Genomic DNA, 23,973 nt, shown 5'->3' on the forward strand with positions numbered 1-23,973 from the left:
TTATTCGCTGTCCAGATGCAGGGGGGTGATGACCTGGCCATCGGCCTGGGCCTTGCCGAGTTGCGCGTCGATGAAGTACACCCGATCATCTTCCAGTCCTGCTTTGCCCACCAGATAATCCTTGATGCTGCTCGCCCGGTCCTGACCGAGCTCGCGTAACAGCACTTCATTGCTGCTCCAGAACTGCAGCATGGCATTGCGTAGCTGATTGGTGCGGGCTTCCTGATCAAGCTGTTCCCACTGTGCCGGTGGTTGCTGCTTGAGCCGGGCGCGATAAATGCCTTCGAGCATCGGCGCCTTTTCGTCTTCCGGCACCTGCAACAGGCTGGCGTTGGCCGGGACCTTGTCACCGCGGCGCTGCATGATCTTGTAGTAGGTCAATTGATACTCACGCTCCAGACGCTGGCGTGCGATCAAAGGGCCGTCACTGCTTTGGGCACTGGTGCCCTCGATTTCCAGACGCAGTGTCGGACGCTCCTTGAGGGCTGCGGCGAGTTTGTCGAGCGCCTGTTGCGCTGTACCTGACAAGCTGCTGGAGCCAGGCGCAAACTGGATGCTGCCCAGATCCTGCGAGCCGCCACCGGCCACCAGCCCGCCGATAAATTTGAATGGCGACTGGGCGGCGCGTACTACCAGATTGCGCAGGGTCTGCCAGACAATCGGCATGACACTGAACTGCGGGTTATTCAGGTCACCCTCCACCGGCAGCTCCAGAGAAATCCGCCCTTGGGGATCTTTGAGCAGTGCCACCGCCAGCCGAATCGGCAGGTCCAGGGCATCCGGGCTGTCGACCCTCTCGCCCAACTGCAACTGTTCGACCAGCACCGTATTCTCGGCCTTGAGCCGGCCTTCGCTGATTTGATAATGCAGGTCGAGGTTCAGCCGGCCCTTGCGGATGCGAAAGCCTGCGAACTTGCCCGAGTAAGGGGTCAGCGTGGTCAGTTCGACGCGTCTGAAACTGGTCGCGATGTCCAGGCTGGACATCGGGTTGAACGGATTGAGGCTGCCGTGGATGACCACCGGGGCATAGCGGTCGACCTTGCCCTGAATGTTGACGGGTGCCGGCTTGTTGTGGCTGTTATCGATCGGGCCGATCCGACCGTTGAGTTGTTGCACGGCGGTGGCGAAGTTCGGCGTCAGGGTGAAGTCAGCGAAGTACGCCGAGCCATCATTGATGTTCACTTCCCCGACCCGGATACCCAGCGGCTTTTGCGCGCTGGCGCTGGCGCTGCTTTTGCTGCGGGTAGCGGTTTTTGGCTCGGCCGGCTGTGGGATCAACAAGTCATCGACGTTGGTGGTGCGGTCTTCGTTGATCATGAAGCGCGCATAGGGTTGCTGCAGATCGACCCGGTCGATGGACAGGCTTTGCCCATGCTGATAGTTCAGGCCGCCCAGCAGCAGTTGCTGCCATTTGACGAAGTCACGCTGCTTGAGCGTGTCGAGGGCGTGCAACTGATTGACCTGCGCCTTGCCGGTGACGCTCAGGGCCAGCGGCTCGGTGCTCTTGAGATCCACTGCCAGGTCGCTACCGAGCATGCCGCTGCGCAGTTCCAGACGGATGAACGGGCTGATATAGGCTTGAGCGATGCGCAGGTCGAGGTCTTCACTGGTGACATTGAGCCTGGCGCTGACCGGGGCCAGATTCACTTCGCCGGCGGCGGTCAGCTTGCCTTGCTTACCCAGGCCGGTATCGAGCCTGACCTTGAAGGGCGACTTGTTCAGGCTGTCGAAATTTTGCAGGTCGAGATTCAGCGGGCCCAGTTCCAGAGCAACGGGGTCGCTTGGCACCCGGTCGGCGAGATGGACCTGATAGTTGCGCAGTTGTACATCGCGCACCAGCACCTGCCAGGGCCGCGAAGCTTCAGCGGGTTTGCCCGGTGCGACTGGCGCCGCAGGCTCGGCCGCTTTGTCGTCAGCGGCGGGTTTGGCGGCGGCGGGCTTTTTGGGGGCAGGCTGGCCGACGAACAGTTTCTGCCAGTCCAGTTGCCCGTCTGCTTCACGGGCCGCCCAGGTTTCCAGTTTCTGGCTGCGCACTTTACCGACTACTACCTGCTGCTTGACCAGATCCAGGCTTGTGTCACTGACCTCCAGGTTTTGCAAACGCACCAGTGAACGGCCATCTGGGGCGTTGAGTGCCAGGGCCGTCACGTTTGCCCGGATGTTGCTCAGTTGCAGCTCAGTGTTCTTGGCCAGATTCAATTTGTAGCCGGTTTCCAGGCTCAGTCGGCCATCCTGCAATGCCAGCGGCACGGCGTCACGTACATAGGGCCACCAGAGTTTCATCTTGCTGTCGGTGATCTTGAGGGTGCCTTCGGAGGCAATCGGCGCCAGGCTGAAGCGGCCCTGCCAGTCGATCTGCCCGCCATCAGGGCCGGCCGCCACCAGGGTGGCATCAGTATTGTCTTCAGGCAGGGTGCTGAGATTTTTCAGTTCCAGGTTCAACTGGTCGTAGAGAAACTCGATCGGCTCGCCGGGACGCAGGTCACGAAAGTGCAGGTAGCCATCGACCAGCCTGATGCGGTCAATGCGCAGGGCAAAGGGCTTGCCAGCAGGTTCGGCTGCAGGCGATGGCTCAGTGGCAGGCAGCTTGAACAACTGCGTGAGGTTCAATTGGCCGCTCTTGTCGAACAGCAGTTCGGTCTTCGGCTTTACCAGCTCGACGTCAAGCAAATGCAGGGCACCGCTCCACAGGCTGTCGATCTGCAGGTTGGCGTAGAGCTTTTCCAGGGCTACCTGCTCCTGGCCCGGTGTGCCGATATTCAGCCCCCAGAGCTTGAGTTCCAGGCTGTAGGGGTTGAACTCCAGGCGCTCGATGCGGGCCGGTACGCTGGCGTACTCGGCCAGTTGCTGATTGGCAATGCGCAGGGCGATGCCCGGCAGGATAAAAAAGCCCAGCAGGCTGTACAGCACGAAGACCGCCACCAGGGCGCCAATAATACGTTTAAGACCTTTGGGCATTGGTGCAGCGCTCTCTCTGGCAGGAGGTGCTTGGAGTATGGCATGCGCTTTCGGTTCACAAGCCAGTGCCGACCAGCTTTGTAGGAAAATTCCCTATATTTGCCTGCCTTCAGAACTGCAGAACCAGCGTTTTGAGCGGTGGCTGATTATCCAGTGACGGAAAATCATCGGCCGGTCGGATGACTTGCCACTCGCGCACGGGGCGTCCGGCCTTTTCAGCGCAACGCAGCACCTGTTCTTGCCATTCATCCATCGGCACCTTGGCGAGGTTGTTACAGCAGATCAGCACGCCATCTTCGGCAGTCGCCAGCAGTGCCGGTTTGAGCAGGCTCTGATAATCACGCCACAGGTCGACTGTGCCAAAGGCGCTCTTGGCCCAGGCGGGCGGGTCGAGCAGAACCAGGTCATATTGGCGTGGCAAAAGACGCGGATAGGCTGGCAGCTTCTGCCCGCGCCGGGCGGTGACCGGCAGGCCCGCCAACTGACGGATCGCCGGAAAGTAATCGGACTGGATGAACTGCATCGGTGGCAGTTGCGGATTGAGCGTGCCGTTCTCACGACCGACGGCCAGGTTGCCCTCGGCGAAATCCAGGTTGCACACCTCGCGGGCGCCGCCGGCTGCTGCGCTGAGGCCGACCCCGCAGGTATAGGCGAACAAATTCAATACACTCTTGCCGGCGCTGTGTTGGCGCACCCAGCTGCGGGCATTGCGCAGGTCGAGAAACAGCAGCGGGTCCTGGCCAGGGTGTCTGGCACGGACCCGGTACTTCAAGCCGCCTTCATGGCCGACGCCATCCTGCAAGGCTGCTTCGCTGGCCTGAAATACACTGTCTTGGCGATCAATCCTGGAGTTGCCGCCCGAGCGGTCGTTGTACACCGGCAGCAGTTCAAGCCCAAGATGGCGCTGGACGGTATCGATCAACCCCGGTACGACATCGCTCGCCAGGCTTTCATGGAAGCTCTGAATCAGCAGTTGGGGGCCGTAGCGGTCGATGGTCAGACCCGCGGCACCTTCCTGGCTGCCATGGAACAACCGGTAGCAATCGGTGCCTTGCGCATGCAGTTCAGCCAGCAGCGCTTGACGACGGTCGAGGGCGACGCTGAGCGCCTGGTTCAGGAAGGACATGCAAAGCGCCTCGGGCAGGAACAGGAATGAGGCGCGGGAGTTTATCAGTTACGCAGCCGGCACGGAGGGCTCTGCGTGCCGGCATGCAGGAGCGGTCAGCTGCGAACCACGCCATCGACACGTGGCTTGCGCACCCGGCGGCGGATGAAGAGGGCGCTGAACAGCACGATCAGGATCAGCACCGTGAAGAACACGGTGTTGAACACCGGGAAGGGCTCGTCACGGCTGCTGGTCGACTCAACGGCGGTGATGTTGGGGAACATCGACAGGATCTGGATACGCCAGCCGTAATGACGGATCAGGACCAGTTGCTGTGCGTCACGCGAGTAGCCCTGGGCCTTGGCCTGCAGGTCGGCCGAGTCGAACTTGAAGTACCACGGGAAGCTCCAGCCGGTGTCTTCGTTGCGGTAAACCACGACTTTCTTGGTTTGCGGGTCTTCGGTGTTAATGAAGTAAACGTCACGGGTCGGGCCGTCTGCCGGGTTCTCGGCGTTGATCACGCCGTCAGCGTCCATGCGTTTGACTTCAACGCCGGTGACCAGCACCACATCATGCCGTGGCAGTAGGTAATGCAGGCTCAGTGCGCCCACGCCCACAACCAGAAAAACCACCAGCCAGATCGACCGTCTGAGCCACTTCATGTCATTGTCCTCTTTGAAGAATTGCTTGAGTGTCAGGAATCTGCGGCTTTCTACTAGAAATCGCGCGACTTTGCTTGAATTCCAGTATTTTGCAGCAAATCAGTTATTACAAAATTCGACAAGGCCATCACGGATGGCTGCAAACGACGGAGAGTTGCATGATCTGGTTCCTGGAAGGGCAGTCCAGCCAACGTGAAATCATCATGGGCGCACGCGAAGCCTTGCCAGCGTCGGTACGTATCGTTGCCTCGCATCGCCAGGAGCGTCCGGAAATTACCTGCCAGGCTGACATCGCCCTGCGCGAACCCCATAACAGCGCCGAGCGGGTCGACTGGGTGATCAGCACGGCCCGGCAACTGGGGGTAAAGGTCGTGGTGGCCGGACGCATTGGCAGTGTTTATGAAAACCATCGTCAGCGTTTCGCTGAAGCCGACCTCGATCTGGTCACCGGCGGCCTGTCGCCGCAAACCTTCCACAGCGTAGACGACAAGAGCTGTTTTACCGCCGCCGCCGAGCAGGCCGGGCTGGCCTGTATACCGGGCATCACGGTAACCAATGCCGAGCAATTGCAAGAGGCCTACGCCGCGTTGAGTGTTTACGGTGAGGTATGCATCAAGCCAACGGTCGGCATCTTTGGTCATGGCTTCTGGCGCTTCAAGGACGGCGTTGACGCGTTCCGCTGTTTTGCCAACCCTGATGCGCGTGAGACCACCTTCGACGCTTATCTGCAGGCCTACCGGCAACCTGGCGAGCGCCCTGCGATGTTGGTCATGCCGTACATGGCGGGCAGTGAGTGTTCGGTGGATCTGATCTGTGAAGGCGGCAAGGTGATTACCGGGGTTGGCCGGCGCAAGCAGGGCCTGCATCAGAGTTTTGAACGCGATACGCCAGCGGTGCAGCTGGCGATGCAGGCAGCCGAGCACTTCGGCTGCGACGGCCTGGTCAATGTACAGACCCGCGATGACGCGCAGGGCAAACCGCACCTGCTGGAAATCAACCCGCGTTACTCCGGCGGTATCGGTTATACCCGTGAAACAGGCGTCAACTTGCCCGGTATTTTTGCGTGTCGACGTCTCGGCCTGAAAGAACCGGAAACAAATTGGTTGCCAAATATGCGCGTGAAGGCCATTACGGTGGCTGTACGGGCTCTCGCGTGATCGTAAATAATAGATTTTTACTATTAGTCAGTCTTTCAGCCCATCAAGGAGGACCGGTATGAAAGTGCTGGCACCTGGCGCAAACATCGCTCTTGCCAATGCCCGCTGCTCCTGGAATCTGGAGAGCGGCAAGGCTTCGGTTTTCGGCGACTTTGCCGCCGTTGCGCTGCTGCCTGTCAACGAGAAGCGCCAGCCTACCGGCGACGCCGCGTTGCTGCATGATGAGCAGCGCTGGATGGAATGGAGCGGCGGCCCGGAAAACGTCGGCTGCACCTTGACCCTCAACAGCCTTCCGGGCGGCAGCGACCGGGTGCTGTTGATGGTTTATGTCTATGCAGCGGCCGGCCCGGTCAGTGAAGTCAACAGCCTGGCCCTGCAGATCGACAACGACATCGAGTATCGCCTTGACCTGCGCGACAACGGCGAAGCCTCGATCATCATCGGTGAGTTCTATCGCCGCAATGAGCAATGGAAATTTCGTGCCCTGAGCGAAGGCTCGGCCTATGGCCTGGCAGCATTCGGGCGCAACATCGGCCTGACGGTCAGCGATTACCACCCGCGGCGCGGTGCCAATAGCGGTGGCCAGAACGAACCGCGACATCAGTCAGCGACCGGCACGGCATTCGTGGTGGGGCCGGCGCACTTGATGACTTGCGCGCATGTCATCGAAGACATGAGCGTACTGCATATCAGCTCTCTGGAAGGCCGCTACAAGGTCGAACCGGTGGTGGTTGACCGACGCAATGACATTGCCTTGCTGCGCGTGCAGGGGGCTTCGCCGCTCCACTCATTGCCGTTTCGCGAAGGGCCGGGCTGCGAGGCGGGTGACAATGTCGTTGCACTGGGCTATCCGCTGGCGTCGATTTCCGGTGGCAGCCTGCAGGTCACCCAAGGCGGTATTTCCAGCCTGTTCGGCCTGCACAGCGATGCCAGCCTGTTGCAATTCACCGCACCGATCCAGCCTGGCTCCAGTGGCAGTCCACTGTTTGACAGCGGCGGCGCGGTGGTCGGCATGGTCACCTCCAGCGTGCCGGACGCACAGAATATGAACTTTGCAGTCAAATCCGCGCTGCTGGTGGCGTTTCTACAAGCCTGTCGGGTACCAACGACGTTGCTGCGCCCGGAAAGAACCTACAGCACAACTGAAATATCCCGTACCGCACAGTCGGCGTTATGGCTGGTCGAAGCCTCCCGTAGCTGACTCCGATTGGTCGGTACACCCCGATACACTTGCTTCTCCAACCAGGATTTGATCGATGAACAGCCGTCAGGCGCTTCCCCAACCGACCATGCTGCATGCCCAATTGATGCGTGGACGCCTCGATGTGACGGTGGATGCCTCCTCCATTGCCCCTGATTCGCTGTTCGGTTTTGCCGAGCGGCGTAACCCCAAGCGTGCCTTTCTGTTCGTCTCGCGAGTACTGGGCCGGCACATTCCTGTGCGCCCGGCGGTCATGCAGCAGAGTTTCGAAGACCTTGCAGCGCGGATTCCTGCGGACCTGCCGGGGCCGGTCCTGATCATCGGCATGGCAGAGACTGCCGTCGGCCTTGGTGCCGGGGTGCACCGCGCCTACAGCCAGGCCCGCGACGATGTGCTGTACATGGTCAGCACCCGGCATCCAACTGGTACTGAGTTGTTCGCCCGTTTCGAAGAAGAGCATAGCCATGCCAGTGCTCACCTGATTCACCAGCCTGTCGACCCGCACCTGCGTGAAATGATGCTTGCCGCGCGTTCGCTGGTGCTGGTCGATGACGAAGCCTCGACCGGCAAGACCTTCATCAATCTACATCACGCGCTGGTCGAGGCCGGCCTGACGCGTATCGAGCGATTGGTGACCTGTGTGCTGACCGACTGGTCGGCAGGGGCGGTCAGCCGCAGCGCGAACGTGCAGACCGAGCAGGTTTCGCTGCTGCAGGGTAACTATCACTTTGCCGAAGACCCTGAGGCGCCATTGCCTGAAATGCCTCAGGTAGGCACCGTGGCGGCGGGTGACTGGTCATTGTCGGCAGATAATGACTGGGGCCGCCTGGGCGTGCGTTCGGTCAACGACAGCCTGGCGCCGGACCTGCAAGTCAAGGCCGGGGAGAAAATCCTTGTTGTAGGCACCAGTGAGTTCGTCTGGCGGCCGTTCCTGCTGGCTGAGCGGCTGGAGCGGGCCGGTGCCGATGTGCATTTCAGCTCCACCAGCCGGTCGCCGATTGCTTTGGGCCACGCCATCGGGCATGCCTTGTCGTTCGCTGACAACTACGGGCTGGGGATTCCCAATTTTCTCTACAACGTCCGCCCCGGGCACTACGACCGGGTACTGATCTGCACCGAAACACCGGCTCAGGCCGTCGCGGCCGAACTGGTCGAAGCACTCAATGCCGAGGTCATCTGTGATGAGTAATCCACGCCCTCTGATTCTCGTCGACCTTGACGACACGCTGTTTCAGACCGCGCGCAAGACCGCGCCGGGTATCGAAAAGCACCCTGCGACCGTGGATATCAGCGGTAACCCCAACGGCTACATGACCAACGTGCAGCAATCGTTCGTCAACTGGATGCTGGCCAATGCCGACGTGGTGCCGGTGACCGCCCGCAGTGTCGAGGCCTACAGCCGGGTAAAGCTGCCATTCACGCAGGGCGCCATCTGCTCGCATGGCGGGGTGATGCTCGATGCCGGCGGCCGGGTGGATCAGGACTGGAACGAGCAGATGAAGCAAACCCTGGCGGGCTATCAGATGCGTTTGCACGAGCTGTGCGCCGCGACCCTGGCGATTGGTCAGGAACTGGGTTTTTCGTTGCGCGGCTGGGTGGTGGAGGAGGCGCGCCTGTTCCATTACGTCGTCACCAAGCACAACGAAAGCGACGACCGGATCCTTGAGCGGGTGCTGGCTGAAGTTCAGACCCGTGGCCTGCTCGACGGCATGCATGTGCATGGCAATGGCAACAACCTGGCATTCCTGCCCGATGGTCTGGCCAAGCGCTATGCCGTGCAGGAATGGTTGCGCCGCGACCGGGCGGTGCATGGCGAGCGCCCGGTGTTGGGCTTTGGCGACAGCATCACTGACCTGGACTTCATGAACGAATGTCACTGGTGGGCAACCCCGGCCCGCAGTCAGTTGGCCCGGGTGTTTCTGGAGGCGACCGGTGAGTAACCCGCGGCACGGCCCGGTGCGCGGTCCGATTCAGGGCATGCCCACCGTCGGCAGCGGCAGCTACCGTGAGGACGACGTGCAGTTTCTGCTGCGCAGTGTCGACATCGAAGTCACCGGCGTCGAAGAAAAAGAGCGGTTGATCCAGACCCGGCAAAAGCACTATTCGGAAATGATCAGCCAGGAACAGGCGCCGACGCCTGAGCACCAGCAGCTATACGAGCGCGCCCTGGCGTACAACGGTCAGCGTATGGCCGAAGATGTCCAGGCACTTGCCCAAGCCCTTGACCGGGAGTGCCACGGGCCGCAGATCGTGCTGGTGTCGTTCGTGCGTGCCGGCCTGCCGTTGGGCGTGCTGCTGGGCCGCGCCCTGCGCGACCTGGGGCGCCAGGTCTTTCATTACGGCATCAGTATCATCCGCGACCGGGGCATCGATCAGCTTGCCCTGAAGACGATCATCGAGGCTCATGGCGCGCAGTCGATCGTGTTCGTCGACGGCTGGACCGGCAAAGGCGCAATCAGTGCTGAGGTACAACGTAGCCTGGCGCAAGACCCGCGTTTCAGCGGGCCGTCCCGGCTGGTGGTGCTCGCCGATCCCTGCGGCCGCGCCTGGCTGGCGGCCTCCGCCGAAGACTGGGTCATTCCTTCCGGGATTCTCGGTGCTACCGTTTCCGGGCTGGTCTCGCGCTCCATCTGGCCGTCTGAGGCCGGTTTGCATGGTTGCGTGGTCTACGATCATTTGCAGGCCCACGACGTGACCCGGCCGTTTGTCGACCGGATTGACGGTCTGCGTCGGCAATTGCCTGCCGTAACCACGGCGCAGCCATGGTCGGCAGACCAGGCTGGGCAGTTGCAGGCAGCGGCGGGGCAGGCCATTGATGGTCTGGCGGCGCGGTTTGCAGTGAGCAACTTCAACCGGATCAAACCGGGTATTGCGGAAGCGACGCGGGCAGTCATGCGCCGGGTACCTGATCATGTACTGGTGCGCGACAAGCGTGACAGTGACGTGCAGCTACTGTTGCATCTGACCGAACGGGCGGGCGTCCCGGTCGAGCAGGTTGGCGCTGCGCTGGGGCCCTATCGGGCGGCAACCATTATTCGGAGTCTCAGCTGATGGCCCTTTTTTCGCCTTATGCGCTGGGCGCGACCCTCTACATGCCGGCCACCCGGGAAGATATCCTCGAGGTGGTATTTGGCCGCAAGATTCCCGAACTCCGCTCGTTGGTGGTGTGTCTGGAAGATGCCGTGGCGCCGGTTGATGTGGCCACGGCGCTGGATAACCTGCGTGAAGTGCTGCTGCGTATCGAGACTGTCGGCGGGCGTCCCGAAAATGGCCCGTTGCTGTTCGTGCGGCCTCGTGATGCGCAGATGGCGGCGGTGCTCAACGACTGGCCGCTGATGCGCCATGTGGACGGTTTCGTGGTGCCCAAGCTGTCGCTGGGCAACCTGCGCAGTTGGGAGCAGGCAGTGACCAATCCGGCGCTGGCGCTGATGCCGACCCTGGAAACCCCTGAGGTATTCAATCCGCTGGCCATGGCTGACCTGGGCCAGGCGCTCAAGGGCAGTCTCGATCAGCGCATCATTGCCCTGCGCATTGGCGGCAATGACCTGATGGGGTGCCTGGGGTTGCGACGCAATCCGGCCATGACGCTGTATGGCACGCCGATGGGCTATGTGATTCCGATGCTGGCGGGGGTCATGGGGTCGCTGGGTTTTGCCCTGACCGCGCCGGTCTTCGAACAACTGGCAACCCCGGAAATTCTTGAGCAGGAGCTTGCATTGGACATCTCCCATGGCCTGGTGGGCAAGACCGCGATCCATCCTTCGCAGATCACCGCCATCCAGAACGCCTTGCGGGTCAGCCTGGAAGATATGAATTCTGCACGGATGATATTGAACTCTGCGGCGGCTGCGGTGTTCAAGTACAACGACGCGATGTGTGAGCCGGCCACCCATTACAAGTGGGCAACCCGCATCATGGAGCGCGCCAAGTGGCATGGCGTGTTGCCGGCGCCGGCTGCAATCGTGGATGCCAGCATTCGACTCGCTGAGGCGGTTAGCTAAATGACAGAGCCAGTGATAGAACCCGATCTGGAAGTTGAGGTGCAGGAGCGCCTGTTGGCGGTGTTCGATTTTGACGGAACCCTGACCCGGCATGACAGCTTCGTACCTTTTCTGAAGTTCGCCTTCGGTCAGCGGACATTTTCCTCGCGCATGGCGCGCATGGTGCTGCCCGGTCTCGGTTATCTGGCGCGGCGCGTGACCCGCGACGAGTTGAAAGCGCGATTGATCAAAGCTTTCCTCAGCGGCGTCGAAGCCCAGTGGGTCGAGGAAAAGGCCCAAGCCTTCTGCGACGCGTGGTGGGATCGCCTGATGCGCCCGACCGCCTTGGTTTCCGTGGCAGCCGAGCTTGAAAAGGGCGCCATTGTGACGCTCTGCTCGGCATCGCCAGAAATCGTTCTGCGCCCGTTTGCTGATCGCCTCAAGGTCGAGCTGATCGGCACCAGCCTTGAGATTGTCGATGGCAAGCTGACCGGGCTGATCGAAGGCAGCAATTGCCGACGTGATTCCAAGGTCAGCCGTCTTGAAGGTGTCTACGGCCCGCTGAGCCAGTTCCGGGTGCGCGCCTGGGGCGACACCAGTGGTGACCACGAATTGCTCGCCGCCGCCCAGGATGCCCACTGGCGACATTTCCATCCGGCGTGGCAGCGGGGGCGCTACAAGGCCCTGCCCAAAACCCCGTCCAAGGCGGCCATTAACGCCAAGTTACACAATCGTGATGGCTTTGATGAGCCATCGCGGTAACGCTGTCACGCTTTTAATCCGACTACCGTAGTTCAAGGGAGCGAAAAATGGCACTCACGTTGGCAAAAAACCAGACAATCTCGCTGGAAAAGACCGCCGGCACGGGCCTGAAAAAGGTCAGCATGGGCCTGGGCTGGGATCCCGAGAAAGCCAGCGGGTTCTTCGGCAAACTGCTCGGCGGCGGTGGCGAGATCGACCTTGATGCCTCGTGCATCATGCTCGACGCCGACAAAAAGCCGCTGGACCTGGTCTGGTTCCGTCAGTTGCAATCGCGCGACGGCGCCATCCAGCACTCCGGCGACAACCGTACCGGCGAAGGCGCCGGTGACGACGAAACGATCAGCGTCGACCTGGAGCGTCTGCCGGGCACCGTCAAGTACCTGGTGTTCACCGTCAACTCGTTCACCGGGCAGACCTTCGAGAAGGTCGCCAACGCCTATTGCCGTATCGTCGACAATGGCTCGCGCAACGAGCTGGGTCGCTTCGACCTGTCCGAGAAAGGCCATCACACCGGCGTGGTCATGTCCTACCTGACCCGTACCGCAAGCGGCTGGGACTTCACCGCAGTCGGTCAGGTGACCAACGGCCGTACCGCTGACGATCTGGTCGATCTGGCCATTGGAGCGATTCGCGCATGACCCACCTTGTCCCAGGCGCCAACGCGCCAGTAGCGGCCGGCCCATTGACGGTCGACGTCGAGTACTCGCCTCTGGCAGGTGCTGAAATCGACATCTCTGCATTTTTGCTGACCAATACCGGCAAGGTGCGTGGCGACCAGGACATGTGTTTCTACGGCCAGACCAGCGTCAACGGCGGCGCTGTGCAACTGACCGACAGCGCTACCGGCAAGGTGCGCTTCAATCTGGACCTGGCGCGACTGGACCCGGCGATCGAGAAGGTTGCACTGACCGCAACCATCCACGAGAACAAGGCCAGTTTCGATAAGGTCTCGCGTTTGCAGGTGAGCATCAGCGGCGGTCTTGAGGCGGCAATTTCCACCTCGGGCATGCAGGAAACCGCACTGATTCTTGGTGAGTTCTATCTGCGTCAGGGCGCCTGGAAATTCCGCTGCGTTGCTCAGGGTTTTGCTGGCGGCCTGGAGCCGCTGGCGAAGAACTTCGGGGTTGAGGTGGCGGCTCCCGAGGTGCAGCCTCCAGCTCCCGCTCCCGCTCCAGCTCCAGCTCCAGCTCCGGCACCGGCACCTGCGGCCAAACCCACGGTCAGCCTGAGCAAGATCACGCTGGACAAGACACGCGCCTCGATCAGTCTGGAAAAGACCAGTGCCGGTTTCGGCGAAATTCGCGTCAACCTGAACTGGAACCGCCGCAGCGAAGGTTCGGGCGGTTTTTTCTCGCGGCTCAAAAGCAATGCCATCGATCTCGATGTCGGCTGCCTGTTCGAGCTGCAGGACGGTTACAAGGGCGCCGTGCAGGCGCTGGGCAATGCCTTCGGTTCGCTGCAGGAAGAGCCTTACATCAAGCTGATGGGCGACGACCGTACCGGTTCTGTCAGTGAGGGTGAGTGGTTGCATATCAATGGCAGCCACTGGAGCAAGATTCGCCGGATCCTGATCTACGCCTTCATTTACGAGGGCGCACCGAACTGGAAGGAAACCGACGGGGTGATCACGATCCACGTGCCAGGCCAGCCACCGATCGAGGTGCGTCTGAACGAGGAGGGCGGTCGCCAGGGCATGTGTGCGATCGCCCTGCTGGAAAACGACAACGGCGCGGTCAAGGTGACTCGCCGGGTTGATTTCCATAACGGCCACAGCAATATGGACAAGGCTTACAACTGGGGTATGCGCTGGGCGGCTGGCTCGAAGTGAATGTCGTTGATGTCAGTGGGTGCCTCTAAAAACGTAGGCGAGGCAGCCAGCGCCAGGCGAAATCAGGCTAAAAAGCGGAGCTTACGGGTTGTAAGTGAGCACTTTTAGCCTGATTTCAACAACGCGATGGCCACGCAGGTAGTTTTTAGAGGTGCCCACGTGGATTCCGTAATTAAGAGTGTTGGGGCGGCCGTGCCGCTCCAAAGGGGGATAGAATGCTGGACTGGTTGAAAAGCAATGCAACAGCGGCGCGTGACAAACTCGCCTCTGAGGTCTCGAAGTACAAGAACCGCGAATTCCTTGATGCGGTTGTGTCGGGATGTGCGCTGGTCGCGGCTGCTGATGGTGATATCAGCTCCGCCGAGAAGCAGAAGATGGCGGGTTTCATCCAGAACTCCCAGGAACTCAAAGCCTTTGACATGAAAGATGTCATCAAGGCCTTCCAGGATGCTTGCTCCAAGTTCGAATTCGATGTCGAGATCGGTCGTGCCGAAGCACTCAAGACCATTGGCAAGATCAAGAACAAGGAAGATGCTGCGCGTCTGTTGATTCGCGTCTGCTGCGCCATTGGTGGTGCCGACGGCAGTTTCGAAGAAAGCGAGCGCCAGGTGTGCCGGATCATTTGTCGCGAACTGGGCCTGAACCCGGCCGACTTCGATCTGTAATCTATATCCCTCGAGGTACTCTGTTAAATGGAAAGCAGCACTGCTATCGGCTTCCCGCCCCTGACAATGACCGTATTTATCGGTCTTGCCGTTGGCGCGATGATCATCGACCTCTTTTCGCACCGCGGCAACAAGCCGATCACCCTGACCCAGGCCTCTCTGTGGTCGATCTTCTGGGTCGCCATCTCGGTGGCGTTCGGCGTGTTCCTGTACTTCCAGCACGGCTCAGAAGTTTCGACCCTGTTCTTTACCGGCTATGCGCTGGAAAAAGTCCTCAGTGTCGACAACCTGTTCGTGTTCATGGCCCTGTTCGCCTGGTTCAAGATTCCCGATGGCCTGCGCCATCGTGTTCTGTACTGGGGCATCATGGGCGCCATTGTGTTCCGCGGCATCTTCGTGGCCATCGGTACCGGCCTGCTGGCCCTGGGCCCATGGGTCGAAGTGGTGTTTGCGATCATCGTTGCCTGGACCGCAATCATGATGTTGCGTGCCGGCGATGACGACGACGAAGAGATCGACTACTCGCAGCACATGGCTTACCGCTTCGCCAAGAAACTGTTCCCGGTCTGGCCAAAGCTGCACGGCCACAACTTCTTCGTGCGCCGTTCGGTACTCGAAGAAGAGATCAAGAAGCCTGAAAACGCCGGTATCACTCTGGCGGCCAAAGGTGCTCTGTTTGCAACCCCACTGTTTCTGTGTGTGGTTGTGGCCGAGATCTCCGACGTGCTGTTCGCTTTCGACTCGGTACCGGCGATCATCGCTGTCAGCCGTGAGCCGCTGATCGTCTACTCGGCGATGCTGTTCGCAATCCTGGGCCTGCGTACCCTGTACTTCGTCCTCGAAGCACTCAAGCGCTACCTGGTGCACCTGGAAAAAGCAGTTATTGCGTTGCTGTTCTTCATCGCCTTCAAACTGGGCCTGAACGCAACCGATCACATCTTCGGCCACGGCTACGGCATCAGCCCGAACACCAGCCTGATCGTCGTCATGGTTGTACTGGCCATCGGTATTCTGGCCAGCGTACTGTTCCCGGCCAAAGACGAAGAACCGGCTGCAAAAGCGTAAATACTGGAAAAAGGAGATTACCCAATCATGGCTTTGACTCTGCAAAAAGGTGGCAACCTTTCGCTGTCCAAGACTGACCCGAGCCTGACCAATGTGTTGATCGGCCTGGGCTGGGATCCACGCGCCACCGACGGTCAGGAGTTCGATCTGGACGCCAGTGCTTTCCTGATCGGCGCCAGTGGCAAGGTCCGCAGTGAAGCGGATTTCATTTTCTACAACCAGCTCAAGAGCGCTGATGGCTCCGTCGAGCACACCGGTGACAACCGTACCGGTGCCGGTGACGGCGACGACGAAGTGATCAAGGTCGACCTGAGCCGCGTACCGGCCGACGTCGAGAAAGTCGTGTTCGTGGTCACCATCCATGACGCCGATTCGCGCAAGCAGAACTTTGGTCAGGTGGGTGGTTCGTTCATTCGCGTGGTCAACGAGAAGAGCGGCAGCGAGATCGTACGTTACGACCTGGCTGAAGATGCCTCGACCGAAACCGCCATGCTGTTCGCCGAACTGTACCGCAACAATGGCGAGTGGAAATTCCGCGCTGTCGGCCAGGGTTATGCCGGTGGCCTGCGCGCTGTTGCCAACAATCTCGGCCTGAATTTCTGATTCAGGCTTTATCTGTATTCACTGGAGGAACACGCAAATGGCTGTAAGTCTGAGCAAAGGCGGCAACGTCTCTCTGTCCAAAGAAGCTCCTGGTCTGTCGGAAATCACTGTTGGCCTGGGCTGGGACCCTCGCGTGACTGACGGTACCGAGTTCGACCTCGACGCTTCGATCTTCGTCGTTGGTGAAAATGGCAAGGTGCTGAACGACAGCGGCTTCATTTTCTACAACAACAAGAAGTCGGCTGATGGCTCGGTCGAGCACCTGGGCGACAACCGCTCCGGCGCTGGCGAAGGCGACGACGAGTCGGTACTGGTCAAGCTGACCGGCCTGGCTGCCGACGTGAAGAAGCTGGTGTTCGCTGTGACCATCCACGACGCCGATGCACGCAAGCAGAGCTTCGGTCAGGTTTCCAACGCCTACATCCGCGTTGTGAACAAGGCTGACGGCAAGGAAATCGCCCGTTACGACCTGTCGGAAGATGCTTCCACCGAAACCGCGATGATCTTCGGTGAGCTGTATCGTCACAACGACGAGTTCAAGTTCAAGGCCATCGGCCAGGGCTTCGCCGGCGGCCTCAAGCCACTGGCTGAAGCTCATGGTGTATCGATCGGCTGATCCTGATCGGTAAACAAAAACCGCCATCTTCGATGGCGGTTTTTTTATTAGAGAATTCCTGCGCTTTTGGCTGCCTTCAGCCAGTCAGGAAACTCCTCCATCAGCAGGTCATAGAGTTTCTCTTCAGCAATCTCGTCCAGTCGGTCGAGGGCGAAGAAATTGCAGTTATCCACCACTCGGCCTTCCATGTCGTCGAGCTTCTCCAGAACCCCGTAACCATGCCCGCCCAGGCCGACAAACTGCCAGAAGATCGGTAGCCTGGCGGCTTCGCTCATCAGTTTGATGATCTCGCGGTTCTGCGATACGCCGCCATCGCTGATGAACAGGATATACACCGGGGTACGGTCGCCAGACTGCTTGTAGAAGTCGATCACCTGACGCATGACCTTGGGTTCGTTATTGACCCGTGAACCCAGTTCCCAGTCGCGCCAGCCGCCATGGTCGGTCTTGATGAAATCGCGGAAGTTGCTCAAGGTGACCGGCGTCAAGCGCATTGGCTTTGCGGCAAAGGCCCAGCAATCCAGCGCGCCGTCATCGTCAAAATGCACTGCCAGCGGCAACAGACGGTCAACGACTTCCTGGACATGGCCTCTGGAGTACTGGCCGTTCATGGAGCCGGAAGCATCCAGCACCAGCCCGACCCGGGCGCGGGTATCGGTCAACTGCGCCTTTTCCAGACTGACCTGGGCTTTCTTGGCCAGGCTGACCAGTTGTGGAGCCGCCTCGGCCACTTTCTTTTCCAGCGAAATTTTCGCGGTCGCCACGACAGGTGCCGGCGCCGGAGCAGGCTCATCGGCGACCTCGCCGCCAAAATGCACCACCAGGGCATCGAGCCCTGCGTTGTAGCCCTGCAGGTTGGAAGCCAGCCGCCACTCACCGTTCTTGCGATACAGGTCAATGACCATGATCGCTTTTTCGGCGTTGAAGCTGCTGCCGGAGAACTCGCCGCGGGCAACCTCGCGACCCGCCTCGCCGATACTGAAGTGGCTGGCGCGGATCTGCTGCATGGTGCCTGCACCATCGATCGAGGCGGTGAACACCAGCCGATCAATGCTGGCCGGCAGGCTGCTCAGGTTCAGGCGAAACTCATTGCCTTGCTGCTGGATGCTATTGCACGGGCTGGCCGGCTGGTTGAAGAAGATCATATAGCGATCATCTGACAGCTTGCCGTTGGCGTCGACGCCGAAGCACACATAGTCAATGACATGTGGCGAGTCGATGGCGAGGGTCAGGGTCAATGTCTGGCCCGAGATCAGGTTCGACAGCGGGACACGTTGTCCTTGGGAAATCAGCATGGCGCCTCCTGGAGTTTGACGTGGACGTTTGACTGCAGCGATCAGCGTTCGCTGCGGCCCACACTGCCAGCCGGCAGGGCCGCCAGCATGCGTCCGGCCAGGCGCGAGAAGGGCAGGCTCTGCAGCCAGACGGTGCCGGGACCGGTCAGGCGGGCGAAAAACACGCCTTCGCCACCGAACAGCATTGACTTGATACCGCCGACCATGCGGATGTCGTAATCGACGTTCTGGGTCATGGCTGCCAGGCAACCGGTGTCGACATCCAGCGATTCCCCAGGTGCCAGCTCGATACGCCTTACCGTACCGCCGGTATGCACGAACACCCAGCCGTCACCTTCGAGTTTCTGCAGGATGAAGCCTTCACCGCCGAACAGCCCGGTGAGGATCTTTTTCTGGAACTGGATGCCGATGGACACGCCCTTGGCCCCGGCCAGAAAGCTGTCTTTCTGGCACACCAGCTTGCCGCCGAAATCGCGCAGGTTGAGCGGCAGAATGGTGCCGGGGTAGGGTGCAGCGAAGGCCACCCGGCCTTTGCCTGCGCCCTGTTGCGAGAACACCGTGGTGAACAGGCTTTCGCCGGTGAGCATGCGCTTGCCGGCACCGAACAATGAACCGAGTAGCCCGGAGGACTGACTGCTGCCGTCGCCGAAGATGGTTTCCATCTGTACGTCGCAGGTCTTGTACATCATCGCCCCGGCTTCGGCCACGGCGCTTTCACCACGGTCCAGCTCAAGCTCGACGAACTGCGTCTCGCTGCCGTACAGCTTGAAGTCAACGCCCTCGGTCACTGCCAGGGCGCCATAACCACTGGAGGCGCCAGACGCCGGGCTGGCTGCCGCTGGAACCGGTTGGGCGGAGGGCTGTGCGGGCGGTGCACTGTGCGGCGGCACTGCAGTGGGCCGAGGCTGCAGCATGTCAGCAGTCGGGTCGGGGAAAGGCGTGATGCCGTCCTTTTTCACGGCACGCACCTGTGGCACCTGATAAATCGGCTGCCAATCGGCCATGCCTGCGGTCCAGCACCAGGCGCCCGGTGCTTCCCGGGCAATCAGTCGAGCCGCTGCGTCATCCATCGGGCCCAACTGCTTGCCCGCATTCACTACGAACCACTGTTGCATGGTGCTGACTCCTGCTATAGATGCGATGGCTGCCTTACAGGCTCAGACGCATGGACAGGTCCACCGCCTTGACATCCTTGGTCATCGAGCCGATAGAGATATAGTCCACCCCCGTTTCTGCAATCACCCGCAAGGTCTGCTCGCTGATGCCGCCGCTGGCTTCGAGCTTGGCGCGGCCATTGTTCAGGCGCACCGCTTCGCGCATGTCATCCAGGCTCAGCTCGTCGAGCATGATGATATCGGCGCCGGCGTCCAGCGCTTCGCGCAGCTCATCAAGGCTCTCGACTTCCACCTCGACCGGTTTGCCTGGCGCGATCTTGTGTGCGGCCGCAACGGCCTGAGGGATGCCGCCGCAGGCGGCGATGTGGTTTTCCTTGATCAGGAATGCATCGTAAAGGCCGATGCGGTGGTTATGGCAGCCACCGCAGGTAACTGCATATTTTTGTGCCAGACGCAGGCCCGGCAGGGTCTTGCGGGTGTCGAGCAATTGCACTTGTGTGCCGTTTACCAGGTCGGCGAAGAACCGCGCGCGGGTGGCCACACCGGACAACAGTTGCAGGAAGTTCAGCGCACTGCGTTCACCGGTGAGCAATGAACGGGCCGGCCCCTCAAGATGAAACAGAATCTGGTCAGCGTTGACCCGGTCACCGTCGGCAACTTGCCAGTGCACTGCAACCCGTGGATCAAGCTGGCGGAACACGGTATCGACCCAGGCCGTGCCGGATATCACCGCATTATCGCGAGAAATGATCGTGGCCTTGGCCAGACGGCTCTCCGGGATCAACTGGGCAGTGATGTCGCCGCTGCCGACATCCTCAAGCAACGCACGACGGACGTTGGCTTCGATTTCAGCGGTCAGGGCAGCAAGTCGTACATTCGGCATAGCGGGCTCCACTCACAAAGTCGGCCGAGTATAAGGCACGCCACTGCCGCTACCCACCCATGGCAGGCCTTGACCGGCGATTTTTTGCCGGGGCGGCGCATGACAGTTGGTCGGTTTCAGGGCGCTGTTTGCGACAGATCAGCAAATTTGTGGTCTACGGGGGGAGGCAGGGATTCCCCTATGGAATTGCGAACGGATCTTGCAAGATAATCACGACTTGTAATTGACGTCATGAGATTGACATTGGTTGTGGGTTTGAGCTGCCAAGGCCGAGCGCAGTCGTTTCACACAGCCTCTGCGGGTGTAACGCCAGCAGTTTCCAGGTGCACCCGAGAGCCAATTCCTGTCAGGAGATACAATGCAAAGCGACGAAAAGGTTGTGCCACTGAGCAAAGCGGTGCCGCTGCAGGCGACCCAGACGCCATTGGCTCGCTTGCCTGTCGTGTTGTTGCAGGTGCGCGACAAGGCTGCGCAGCAGCTCAAGGACGCCTTGCAGAGGCTGTTTGACAATGCTGACGACACCCTCTTCGAGATGGCTGATCGGGCGCGTAACAACAGCGAGCAGAACCACTTCTTCGAGGCGATGCGTGATCTGCGCCTCAAGCGCAAGAGCATCGAGCGAACCTTCGTCGACAAGTTCTACGAAGCGTTTCTGGTTCTGGGCCAGTACCAGGTCGCCGAGCCTGTGCTGCCGGGGCCAGTGGTCTTCGACAAGCTGGAACTGGTCAATAATGACGATCTGGAGCGCACCGTGGCGGTTGATGCCATGGTGACCAAGGTCATGAGCCGCGACAGCCTGGCCCTTGGTCAGTTGACCGCGCGCCTGAACCAGTTGGTCCCCCAGCCCATCACCGACCAGAGCAATCCGCTGGGGCCTATGCTGCTGTGCGATTTCTTTCTGCAATCGGCGCGCAGCTTCGGGGTGGAAATTCGGGTCAAGCTGATCATCCTCAAGCTGTTCGAGAGATACGTTCTGGCCGATGCCGATCAGCTGTACGCAGAAGCCAACCAGTTGTTGATCGCCACGGGCATCCTGCCTGACATGAAAGCCCTGCCGGCGCGGCGCATGACCGATCGCGGGCAGCGCGAGCAGCGTACTGCGCGGCTGGAAGATCCGGCACTGGTTCAGGCTACCGAGAAGCTCGACAAAGGCGTTCAGGAAGTCTTCGAGGCAATGCAGGAACTGCTGGCGCATCTGCGTGGCAGCCTGGCACCTCGGCATGATTCCAATGCCGAAATCCGGCCGATTTCCAGTCAGGACCTGCTGCGCCTGTTGTCGCACCTGCAGCAGTACGTACCGTCTGGCGAGGAGGTCGAAGACTTCGACCTGCGTCAGCAGCTTGAACAACTGCTGACCCGCGTCAGTGTGCGCAGCGGCAAGTCACGGATCGTCGGTGGCGGCGATGAAGACGTTATCAACCTGATCTCGATGCTGTTCGAATTCATCCTGGACGACCGTAATCTGCCGTCTTCGCTGCGTGCGCTGATCGGCCGGTTACAGATCCCGATGCTCAAGGTCGCGGTGCTCGACAAAAGCTTTTTCAGCCGTGGCAGCCATCCGGCGCGTCGTCTGCTCAACGAGATCGCGTCTGCCGCGCTGGGCTGGGGCGGGCGTGATGACTATCAGCGTGATTCGCTGTACCTGCGGGTCGAGCATATCGTCCAGCGGCTGCTCAATGACTTTGTCGACGACACGGCGATCTTCTCCGAGCTGTTGGCGGATTTCCTCGCCTTTACCAGTGATGAGCGGCGCCGCAGCGAGTTGCTTGAACAACGCACCCGCGATGCCGAAGAAGGCCGTTCGCGAGCTGAGTTGGCCCGTCAGCGTGTGCAGCAGGAGCTGAACCTTCGGCTGCTGGGCCGAACCCTGCCGCAGGTTGTTGTGCGCCTGCTTCAGGAAGCCTGGAGCAAGGTGCTGCTGCTGACCTGCCTCAAGCACGGTGAGGTCTCCCAGGAATGGCAGGCCGGCCTTGATGCCGTGGACGATCTGATCTGGAGCGTCGAGCCGCACGAGGAGCCCGAGGCCCGCCAGCGTTTGCTTGAGCAGGTCCCAGGGCTGCTCAAGGTGTTGCGCGAAGGGCTGGCCAGTGCGGCCTTCGACCCTTTTGCCACCAGCGAATTTTTCAGCCAGCTGGAAGTGCTGCACATGCAGGCACTGCAGCGTCTGTCGCGGCATCAGCAGGGGGCGACCGAAGCGCCGCTGGCAACTGATGACGCTGCGCCGATGATCAATGTGGTCGAGGAAATCGTCCTCATTGCGCCGGAAGAACAACTGTTCAGCGAGCCGCTGCAGTCATTGCCCGTCGATGACGCCGGTCTGCTGCAGGTCAACCGGCTTAATGTCGGGATGTGGGTCGAGATTCAGGAGGATGAAGAGCACAAGCTGCGTTGCAAGCTGGCCGCCATCGTCGAGCCGGGTGGCCGCTATGTGTTCGTTAACCGCACTGGCATGAAAGTCCTGGAGAAGACCCGTATGGGCCTGGCAGTGGAGTTCCGCCGCGGCTCGGTGCGGGTGCTGGACGATTCCTTGTTGTTTGACCGTGCGCTGGCCTCGGTCATGGGCAACCTGCGCAGGGGCAAGGGCGCCTGAACACAAGTGGAGGGCGTTCTGCAACTGTCGCAAAACGCCCTGGCAAGGGCATACTGGCGGCTGTCCAAACGTCCATCAAGGAGTGTTCATGCAACTGGACTCCGCAAGCGGTTGGTGTCGCGGGATCAACCACTGCCCGTCGCCCAACTTCAATGCGCGGCCCGCAGGCGAAATCTCGCTGCTGGTAATCCACAATATCAGCCTGCCGCCCGCCTGTTTCAAGACCGGCCATGTCCAGGCCTTGTTCCAGAACCGTCTGGACCCAGGCGCGCATCCGTATTTCGAAGGCATTGCCGAACTGCGTGTTTCAGCGCACTTTCTCATCGAGCGTGATGGTGAAGTCAGCCAGTTCGTGTCTTGTCTGGAGCGTGCCTGGCACGCCGGAGTGTCAAGCTTCGAGGGGCGTGAGGGCTGTAATGACTTTTCCATCGGCATCGAGCTGGAAGGCACCGACGATCAGCCTTTCACCGATCTGCAATATACGGCGTTGGTCGAGCTGACCCGGCAACTGCGCCAGGCCTGGCCGGGCATCACCGTCGAGCGTATCTGCGGGCATAGTGATATCGCCCCGCAGCGCAAGACCGATCCGGGGCCGTGCTTCGACTGGGAGCGTTTTCGACAGGCTGTGCAGCAGGTGTGTGGGGGTAACGAATGAGTTTTCTGGTGTTGTTGCTGGCAATTGTGATCGAAAAATTTTCTGCTCTGCGCCGAGAGGTCCAGCGTGACGATGCCTGGCTCAAGCAATTGGCACGGCTCGAAGCGGCGCCGCGTACCGCGCGGCAGCCCTGGCTGGTACTGGCGCTGGTCGTATTGCTGCCGGTGCTGGTGTTGCACCTGGCCATGCTGATCATTGGTTCGGTTGCCTACGGCTGGATGCTGTTGCCGGTGCACCTGCTGGTGTTGATCTACAGCCTGGGCCGCGGTGATGTGCTCGCCGCATTGGGGCCGTTTCGTGATGCGTGCCGACGCGGTGATGTGCAGGCGGCGGTGCATGTCGCCGAACGGGATCTGCACGTCCAGGCCGATAATGAACAGCAACTGATCTCCGGTGTGCAGGCGCAACTGCTGTGGCAGGCCTACCAAGGCTTTTTCGCGGTAATTTTCTGGTATGCCCTGCTCGGTCCCGTGGCTGCGCTGGCGTATCGCTTGCTGGCGCTGAGCGCCGAGAAGGCCAGCAGCAAGCCAGTGGCTGAGCGTGCCGGGCAATTGCGCCATGCCTTCGACTGGATCCCGGTACGCCTGCTGGCGGCCAGCTTCGCGCTGGTCGGCAACTTTGCCGCCGTCAGCCGGGAACTGTTGCAGGAACTGCTGAACTGGAACATCAGCGCGGCGCGTCTGGTCGCCCGCATCGGCTGTGTGGCCAGTGAAGTACCGGCGCCGACTGTCGGGATCAGTGCGGTCAACAGCCTGGATCTGATCTGGGAGTTGCTGGTGCGCTCGGCCGTTGTCTGGTACGCAGGTTTTGCCCTGTGGACGCTGCTGTTCTGA

22 protein-coding genes are annotated in these 23,973 nt (G+C 60.5%); 16 read left to right on the forward strand and 6 right to left on the reverse strand.

Annotated features, from left to right (window positions below):
* From NJC40_RS11190 to NJC40_RS11200, 3 genes are all read right to left on the reverse strand, one after another.
* Entirely contained in the window at positions 1 to 2,958 is a 2,958-nt protein-coding gene (locus NJC40_RS11190; RefSeq protein WP_253139365.1) for a DUF748 domain-containing protein, read from the reverse strand.
* A gap of 109 nt (positions 2,959 to 3,067) precedes the next feature.
* Positions 3,068 to 4,084, reverse strand: a complete 1,017-nt coding sequence (locus NJC40_RS11195) for a class I SAM-dependent rRNA methyltransferase (protein WP_253139362.1) — start codon at positions 4,082 to 4,084, stop codon at positions 3,068 to 3,070.
* A 95-nt stretch (positions 4,085 to 4,179) separates the two neighbouring features.
* Positions 4,180 to 4,725 (reverse strand): DUF1523 family protein, encoded by a 546-nt coding sequence (locus NJC40_RS11200; protein ID WP_045487759.1) that lies wholly within the window; start codon positions 4,723 to 4,725, stop codon positions 4,180 to 4,182.
* Positions 4,726 to 4,883: 158 nt separating this feature from the next.
* On the opposite strand from NJC40_RS11200, the gene NJC40_RS11205 reads away from it, so the two are divergent.
* The 13 genes from NJC40_RS11205 to NJC40_RS11265 all read left to right on the forward strand — a co-directional run bounded on the left by NJC40_RS11205 (position 4,884) and on the right by NJC40_RS11265 (position 16,602).
* Positions 4,884 to 5,882: an ATP-grasp domain-containing protein gene (locus NJC40_RS11205; protein WP_253139359.1), complete on the forward strand. Its 999-nt coding sequence runs from the start codon at positions 4,884 to 4,886 to the stop codon at positions 5,880 to 5,882.
* A gap of 58 nt (positions 5,883 to 5,940) precedes the next feature.
* Complete coding sequence (locus tag NJC40_RS11210; RefSeq protein ID WP_045487765.1) at positions 5,941 to 7,083, forward strand: trypsin-like peptidase domain-containing protein; 1,143 nt, start codon at positions 5,941 to 5,943, stop codon at positions 7,081 to 7,083.
* Positions 7,084 to 7,138: 55 nt separating this feature from the next.
* Entirely contained in the window at positions 7,139 to 8,272 is a 1,134-nt protein-coding gene (locus NJC40_RS11215) for a phosphoribosyltransferase domain-containing protein (RefSeq protein WP_253139356.1), read from the forward strand.
* Positions 8,265 to 9,023 (forward strand): HAD family hydrolase, encoded by a 759-nt coding sequence (locus tag NJC40_RS11220; protein WP_045487770.1) that lies wholly within the window; start codon positions 8,265 to 8,267, stop codon positions 9,021 to 9,023. The genes NJC40_RS11215 and NJC40_RS11220 overlap by 8 nt, the downstream gene beginning before the upstream one ends.
* Before the next feature lie 37 nt (positions 9,024 to 9,060).
* Positions 9,061 to 10,134, forward strand: a complete 1,074-nt coding sequence (locus NJC40_RS11225; protein WP_290447571.1) for a cysteine protease StiP domain-containing protein — start codon at positions 9,061 to 9,063, stop codon at positions 10,132 to 10,134.
* The gene (locus NJC40_RS11230) at positions 10,134 to 11,084 is read left to right on the forward strand and encodes an HpcH/HpaI aldolase/citrate lyase family protein (RefSeq protein WP_253139353.1); all 951 of its coding nucleotides are present in this window, start codon (positions 10,134 to 10,136) and stop codon (positions 11,082 to 11,084) included. The genes NJC40_RS11225 and NJC40_RS11230 overlap by 1 nt, the downstream gene beginning before the upstream one ends.
* Complete coding sequence (locus NJC40_RS11235) at positions 11,085 to 11,825, forward strand: HAD-IB family hydrolase (RefSeq protein WP_045487775.1); 741 nt, start codon at positions 11,085 to 11,087, stop codon at positions 11,823 to 11,825.
* A 47-nt stretch (positions 11,826 to 11,872) separates the two neighbouring features.
* Entirely contained in the window at positions 11,873 to 12,463 is a 591-nt protein-coding gene (locus tag NJC40_RS11240; RefSeq protein WP_045487778.1) for a TerD family protein, read from the forward strand.
* Entirely contained in the window at positions 12,460 to 13,653 is a 1,194-nt protein-coding gene (locus NJC40_RS11245; RefSeq protein ID WP_253139351.1) for a TerD family protein, read from the forward strand. Before NJC40_RS11240 ends, NJC40_RS11245 begins: the two co-directional genes overlap by 4 nt.
* 215 nt (positions 13,654 to 13,868) lie before the next feature.
* Positions 13,869 to 14,318, forward strand: a complete 450-nt coding sequence (locus tag NJC40_RS11250) for a tellurite resistance TerB family protein (RefSeq protein ID WP_045487784.1) — start codon at positions 13,869 to 13,871, stop codon at positions 14,316 to 14,318.
* Between the two features lie 27 nt (positions 14,319 to 14,345).
* A complete protein-coding gene (locus NJC40_RS11255; protein ID WP_045487787.1) occupies positions 14,346 to 15,383 on the forward strand; it encodes a TerC/Alx family metal homeostasis membrane protein in 1,038 nt (345 codons plus the stop codon).
* A gap of 27 nt (positions 15,384 to 15,410) precedes the next feature.
* A complete protein-coding gene (locus NJC40_RS11260) occupies positions 15,411 to 15,986 on the forward strand; it encodes a TerD family protein (protein WP_045487790.1) in 576 nt (191 codons plus the stop codon).
* A gap of 37 nt (positions 15,987 to 16,023) precedes the next feature.
* Complete coding sequence (locus NJC40_RS11265; RefSeq protein WP_045487792.1) at positions 16,024 to 16,602, forward strand: TerD family protein; 579 nt, start codon at positions 16,024 to 16,026, stop codon at positions 16,600 to 16,602.
* 47 nt (positions 16,603 to 16,649) lie between these two features.
* Here NJC40_RS11265 and NJC40_RS11270 read toward each other — a convergent pair whose 3' ends face one another.
* Genes NJC40_RS11270 through nadC form a run of 3 tightly spaced genes read right to left on the reverse strand, consistent with a single transcriptional unit; the run spans position 16,650 to position 19,895 of the window.
* Positions 16,650 to 17,897, reverse strand: coding sequence for a VWA domain-containing protein (locus tag NJC40_RS11270; RefSeq protein WP_253139348.1), 1,248 nt, complete (start codon positions 17,895 to 17,897; stop codon positions 16,650 to 16,652).
* A gap of 41 nt (positions 17,898 to 17,938) precedes the next feature.
* On the reverse strand, positions 17,939 to 19,012 hold the full coding sequence (locus NJC40_RS11275) for a TIGR00266 family protein (protein ID WP_045487798.1): 1,074 nt from the start codon (positions 19,010 to 19,012) through the stop codon (positions 17,939 to 17,941).
* A gap of 34 nt (positions 19,013 to 19,046) precedes the next feature.
* Entirely contained in the window at positions 19,047 to 19,895 is an 849-nt protein-coding gene (gene nadC / locus NJC40_RS11280) for a carboxylating nicotinate-nucleotide diphosphorylase (RefSeq protein WP_045487801.1), read from the reverse strand.
* Positions 19,896 to 20,253: 358 nt separating this feature from the next.
* Between nadC and NJC40_RS11285 the strand changes: the two genes are divergently transcribed.
* The 3 genes from NJC40_RS11285 (at position 20,254) to ampE (ending at position 23,973) form a co-directional block, all read left to right on the forward strand.
* Positions 20,254 to 22,485, forward strand: coding sequence for a DUF1631 domain-containing protein (locus NJC40_RS11285; RefSeq protein WP_253139345.1), 2,232 nt, complete (start codon positions 20,254 to 20,256; stop codon positions 22,483 to 22,485).
* Positions 22,486 to 22,573: 88 nt separating this feature from the next.
* Positions 22,574 to 23,140, forward strand: coding sequence for a 1,6-anhydro-N-acetylmuramyl-L-alanine amidase AmpD (ampD, locus tag NJC40_RS11290; RefSeq protein WP_045487811.1), 567 nt, complete (start codon positions 22,574 to 22,576; stop codon positions 23,138 to 23,140).
* The gene (ampE, locus tag NJC40_RS11295) at positions 23,137 to 23,973 is read left to right on the forward strand and encodes a regulatory signaling modulator protein AmpE (protein ID WP_253139342.1); all 837 of its coding nucleotides are present in this window, start codon (positions 23,137 to 23,139) and stop codon (positions 23,971 to 23,973) included. The genes ampD and ampE overlap by 4 nt, the downstream gene beginning before the upstream one ends.

This window comes from Pseudomonas sp. 21LCFQ02 (genome assembly GCF_024129895.2).
Classification (GTDB): Bacteria; Pseudomonadota; Gammaproteobacteria; order Pseudomonadales; family Pseudomonadaceae; genus Aquipseudomonas.

Coding starts and splice junctions, on each gene's coding strand:
- NJC40_RS11190 (WP_253139365.1), bottom strand. CDS start 2,958: ATGCCCAAAGGTCTTAAACGTATTATTGGCGCCCTGGTGGCGGTCTTC.
- NJC40_RS11195 (WP_253139362.1), bottom strand. CDS start 4,084: ATGTCCTTCCTGAACCAGGCGCTCAGCGTCGCCCTCGACCGTCGTCAA.
- NJC40_RS11200 (WP_045487759.1), bottom strand. CDS start 4,725: ATGAAGTGGCTCAGACGGTCGATCTGGCTGGTGGTTTTTCTGGTTGTG.
- NJC40_RS11205 (WP_253139359.1), top strand. CDS start 4,884: ATGATCTGGTTCCTGGAAGGGCAGTCCAGCCAACGTGAAATCATCATG.
- NJC40_RS11210 (WP_045487765.1), top strand. CDS start 5,941: ATGAAAGTGCTGGCACCTGGCGCAAACATCGCTCTTGCCAATGCCCGC.
- NJC40_RS11215 (WP_253139356.1), top strand. CDS start 7,139: ATGAACAGCCGTCAGGCGCTTCCCCAACCGACCATGCTGCATGCCCAA.
- NJC40_RS11220 (WP_045487770.1), top strand. CDS start 8,265: ATGAGTAATCCACGCCCTCTGATTCTCGTCGACCTTGACGACACGCTG.
- NJC40_RS11225 (WP_290447571.1), top strand. CDS start 9,061: ATGCCCACCGTCGGCAGCGGCAGCTACCGTGAGGACGACGTGCAGTTT.
- NJC40_RS11230 (WP_253139353.1), top strand. CDS start 10,134: ATGGCCCTTTTTTCGCCTTATGCGCTGGGCGCGACCCTCTACATGCCG.
- NJC40_RS11235 (WP_045487775.1), top strand. CDS start 11,085: ATGACAGAGCCAGTGATAGAACCCGATCTGGAAGTTGAGGTGCAGGAG.
- NJC40_RS11240 (WP_045487778.1), top strand. CDS start 11,873: ATGGCACTCACGTTGGCAAAAAACCAGACAATCTCGCTGGAAAAGACC.
- NJC40_RS11245 (WP_253139351.1), top strand. CDS start 12,460: ATGACCCACCTTGTCCCAGGCGCCAACGCGCCAGTAGCGGCCGGCCCA.
- NJC40_RS11250 (WP_045487784.1), top strand. CDS start 13,869: ATGCTGGACTGGTTGAAAAGCAATGCAACAGCGGCGCGTGACAAACTC.
- NJC40_RS11255 (WP_045487787.1), top strand. CDS start 14,346: ATGGAAAGCAGCACTGCTATCGGCTTCCCGCCCCTGACAATGACCGTA.
- NJC40_RS11260 (WP_045487790.1), top strand. CDS start 15,411: ATGGCTTTGACTCTGCAAAAAGGTGGCAACCTTTCGCTGTCCAAGACT.
- NJC40_RS11265 (WP_045487792.1), top strand. CDS start 16,024: ATGGCTGTAAGTCTGAGCAAAGGCGGCAACGTCTCTCTGTCCAAAGAA.
- NJC40_RS11270 (WP_253139348.1), bottom strand. CDS start 17,897: ATGCTGATTTCCCAAGGACAACGTGTCCCGCTGTCGAACCTGATCTCG.
- NJC40_RS11275 (WP_045487798.1), bottom strand. CDS start 19,012: ATGCAACAGTGGTTCGTAGTGAATGCGGGCAAGCAGTTGGGCCCGATG.
- nadC (WP_045487801.1), bottom strand. CDS start 19,895: ATGCCGAATGTACGACTTGCTGCCCTGACCGCTGAAATCGAAGCCAAC.
- NJC40_RS11285 (WP_253139345.1), top strand. CDS start 20,254: ATGCAAAGCGACGAAAAGGTTGTGCCACTGAGCAAAGCGGTGCCGCTG.
- ampD (WP_045487811.1), top strand. CDS start 22,574: ATGCAACTGGACTCCGCAAGCGGTTGGTGTCGCGGGATCAACCACTGC.
- ampE (WP_253139342.1), top strand. CDS start 23,137: ATGAGTTTTCTGGTGTTGTTGCTGGCAATTGTGATCGAAAAATTTTCT.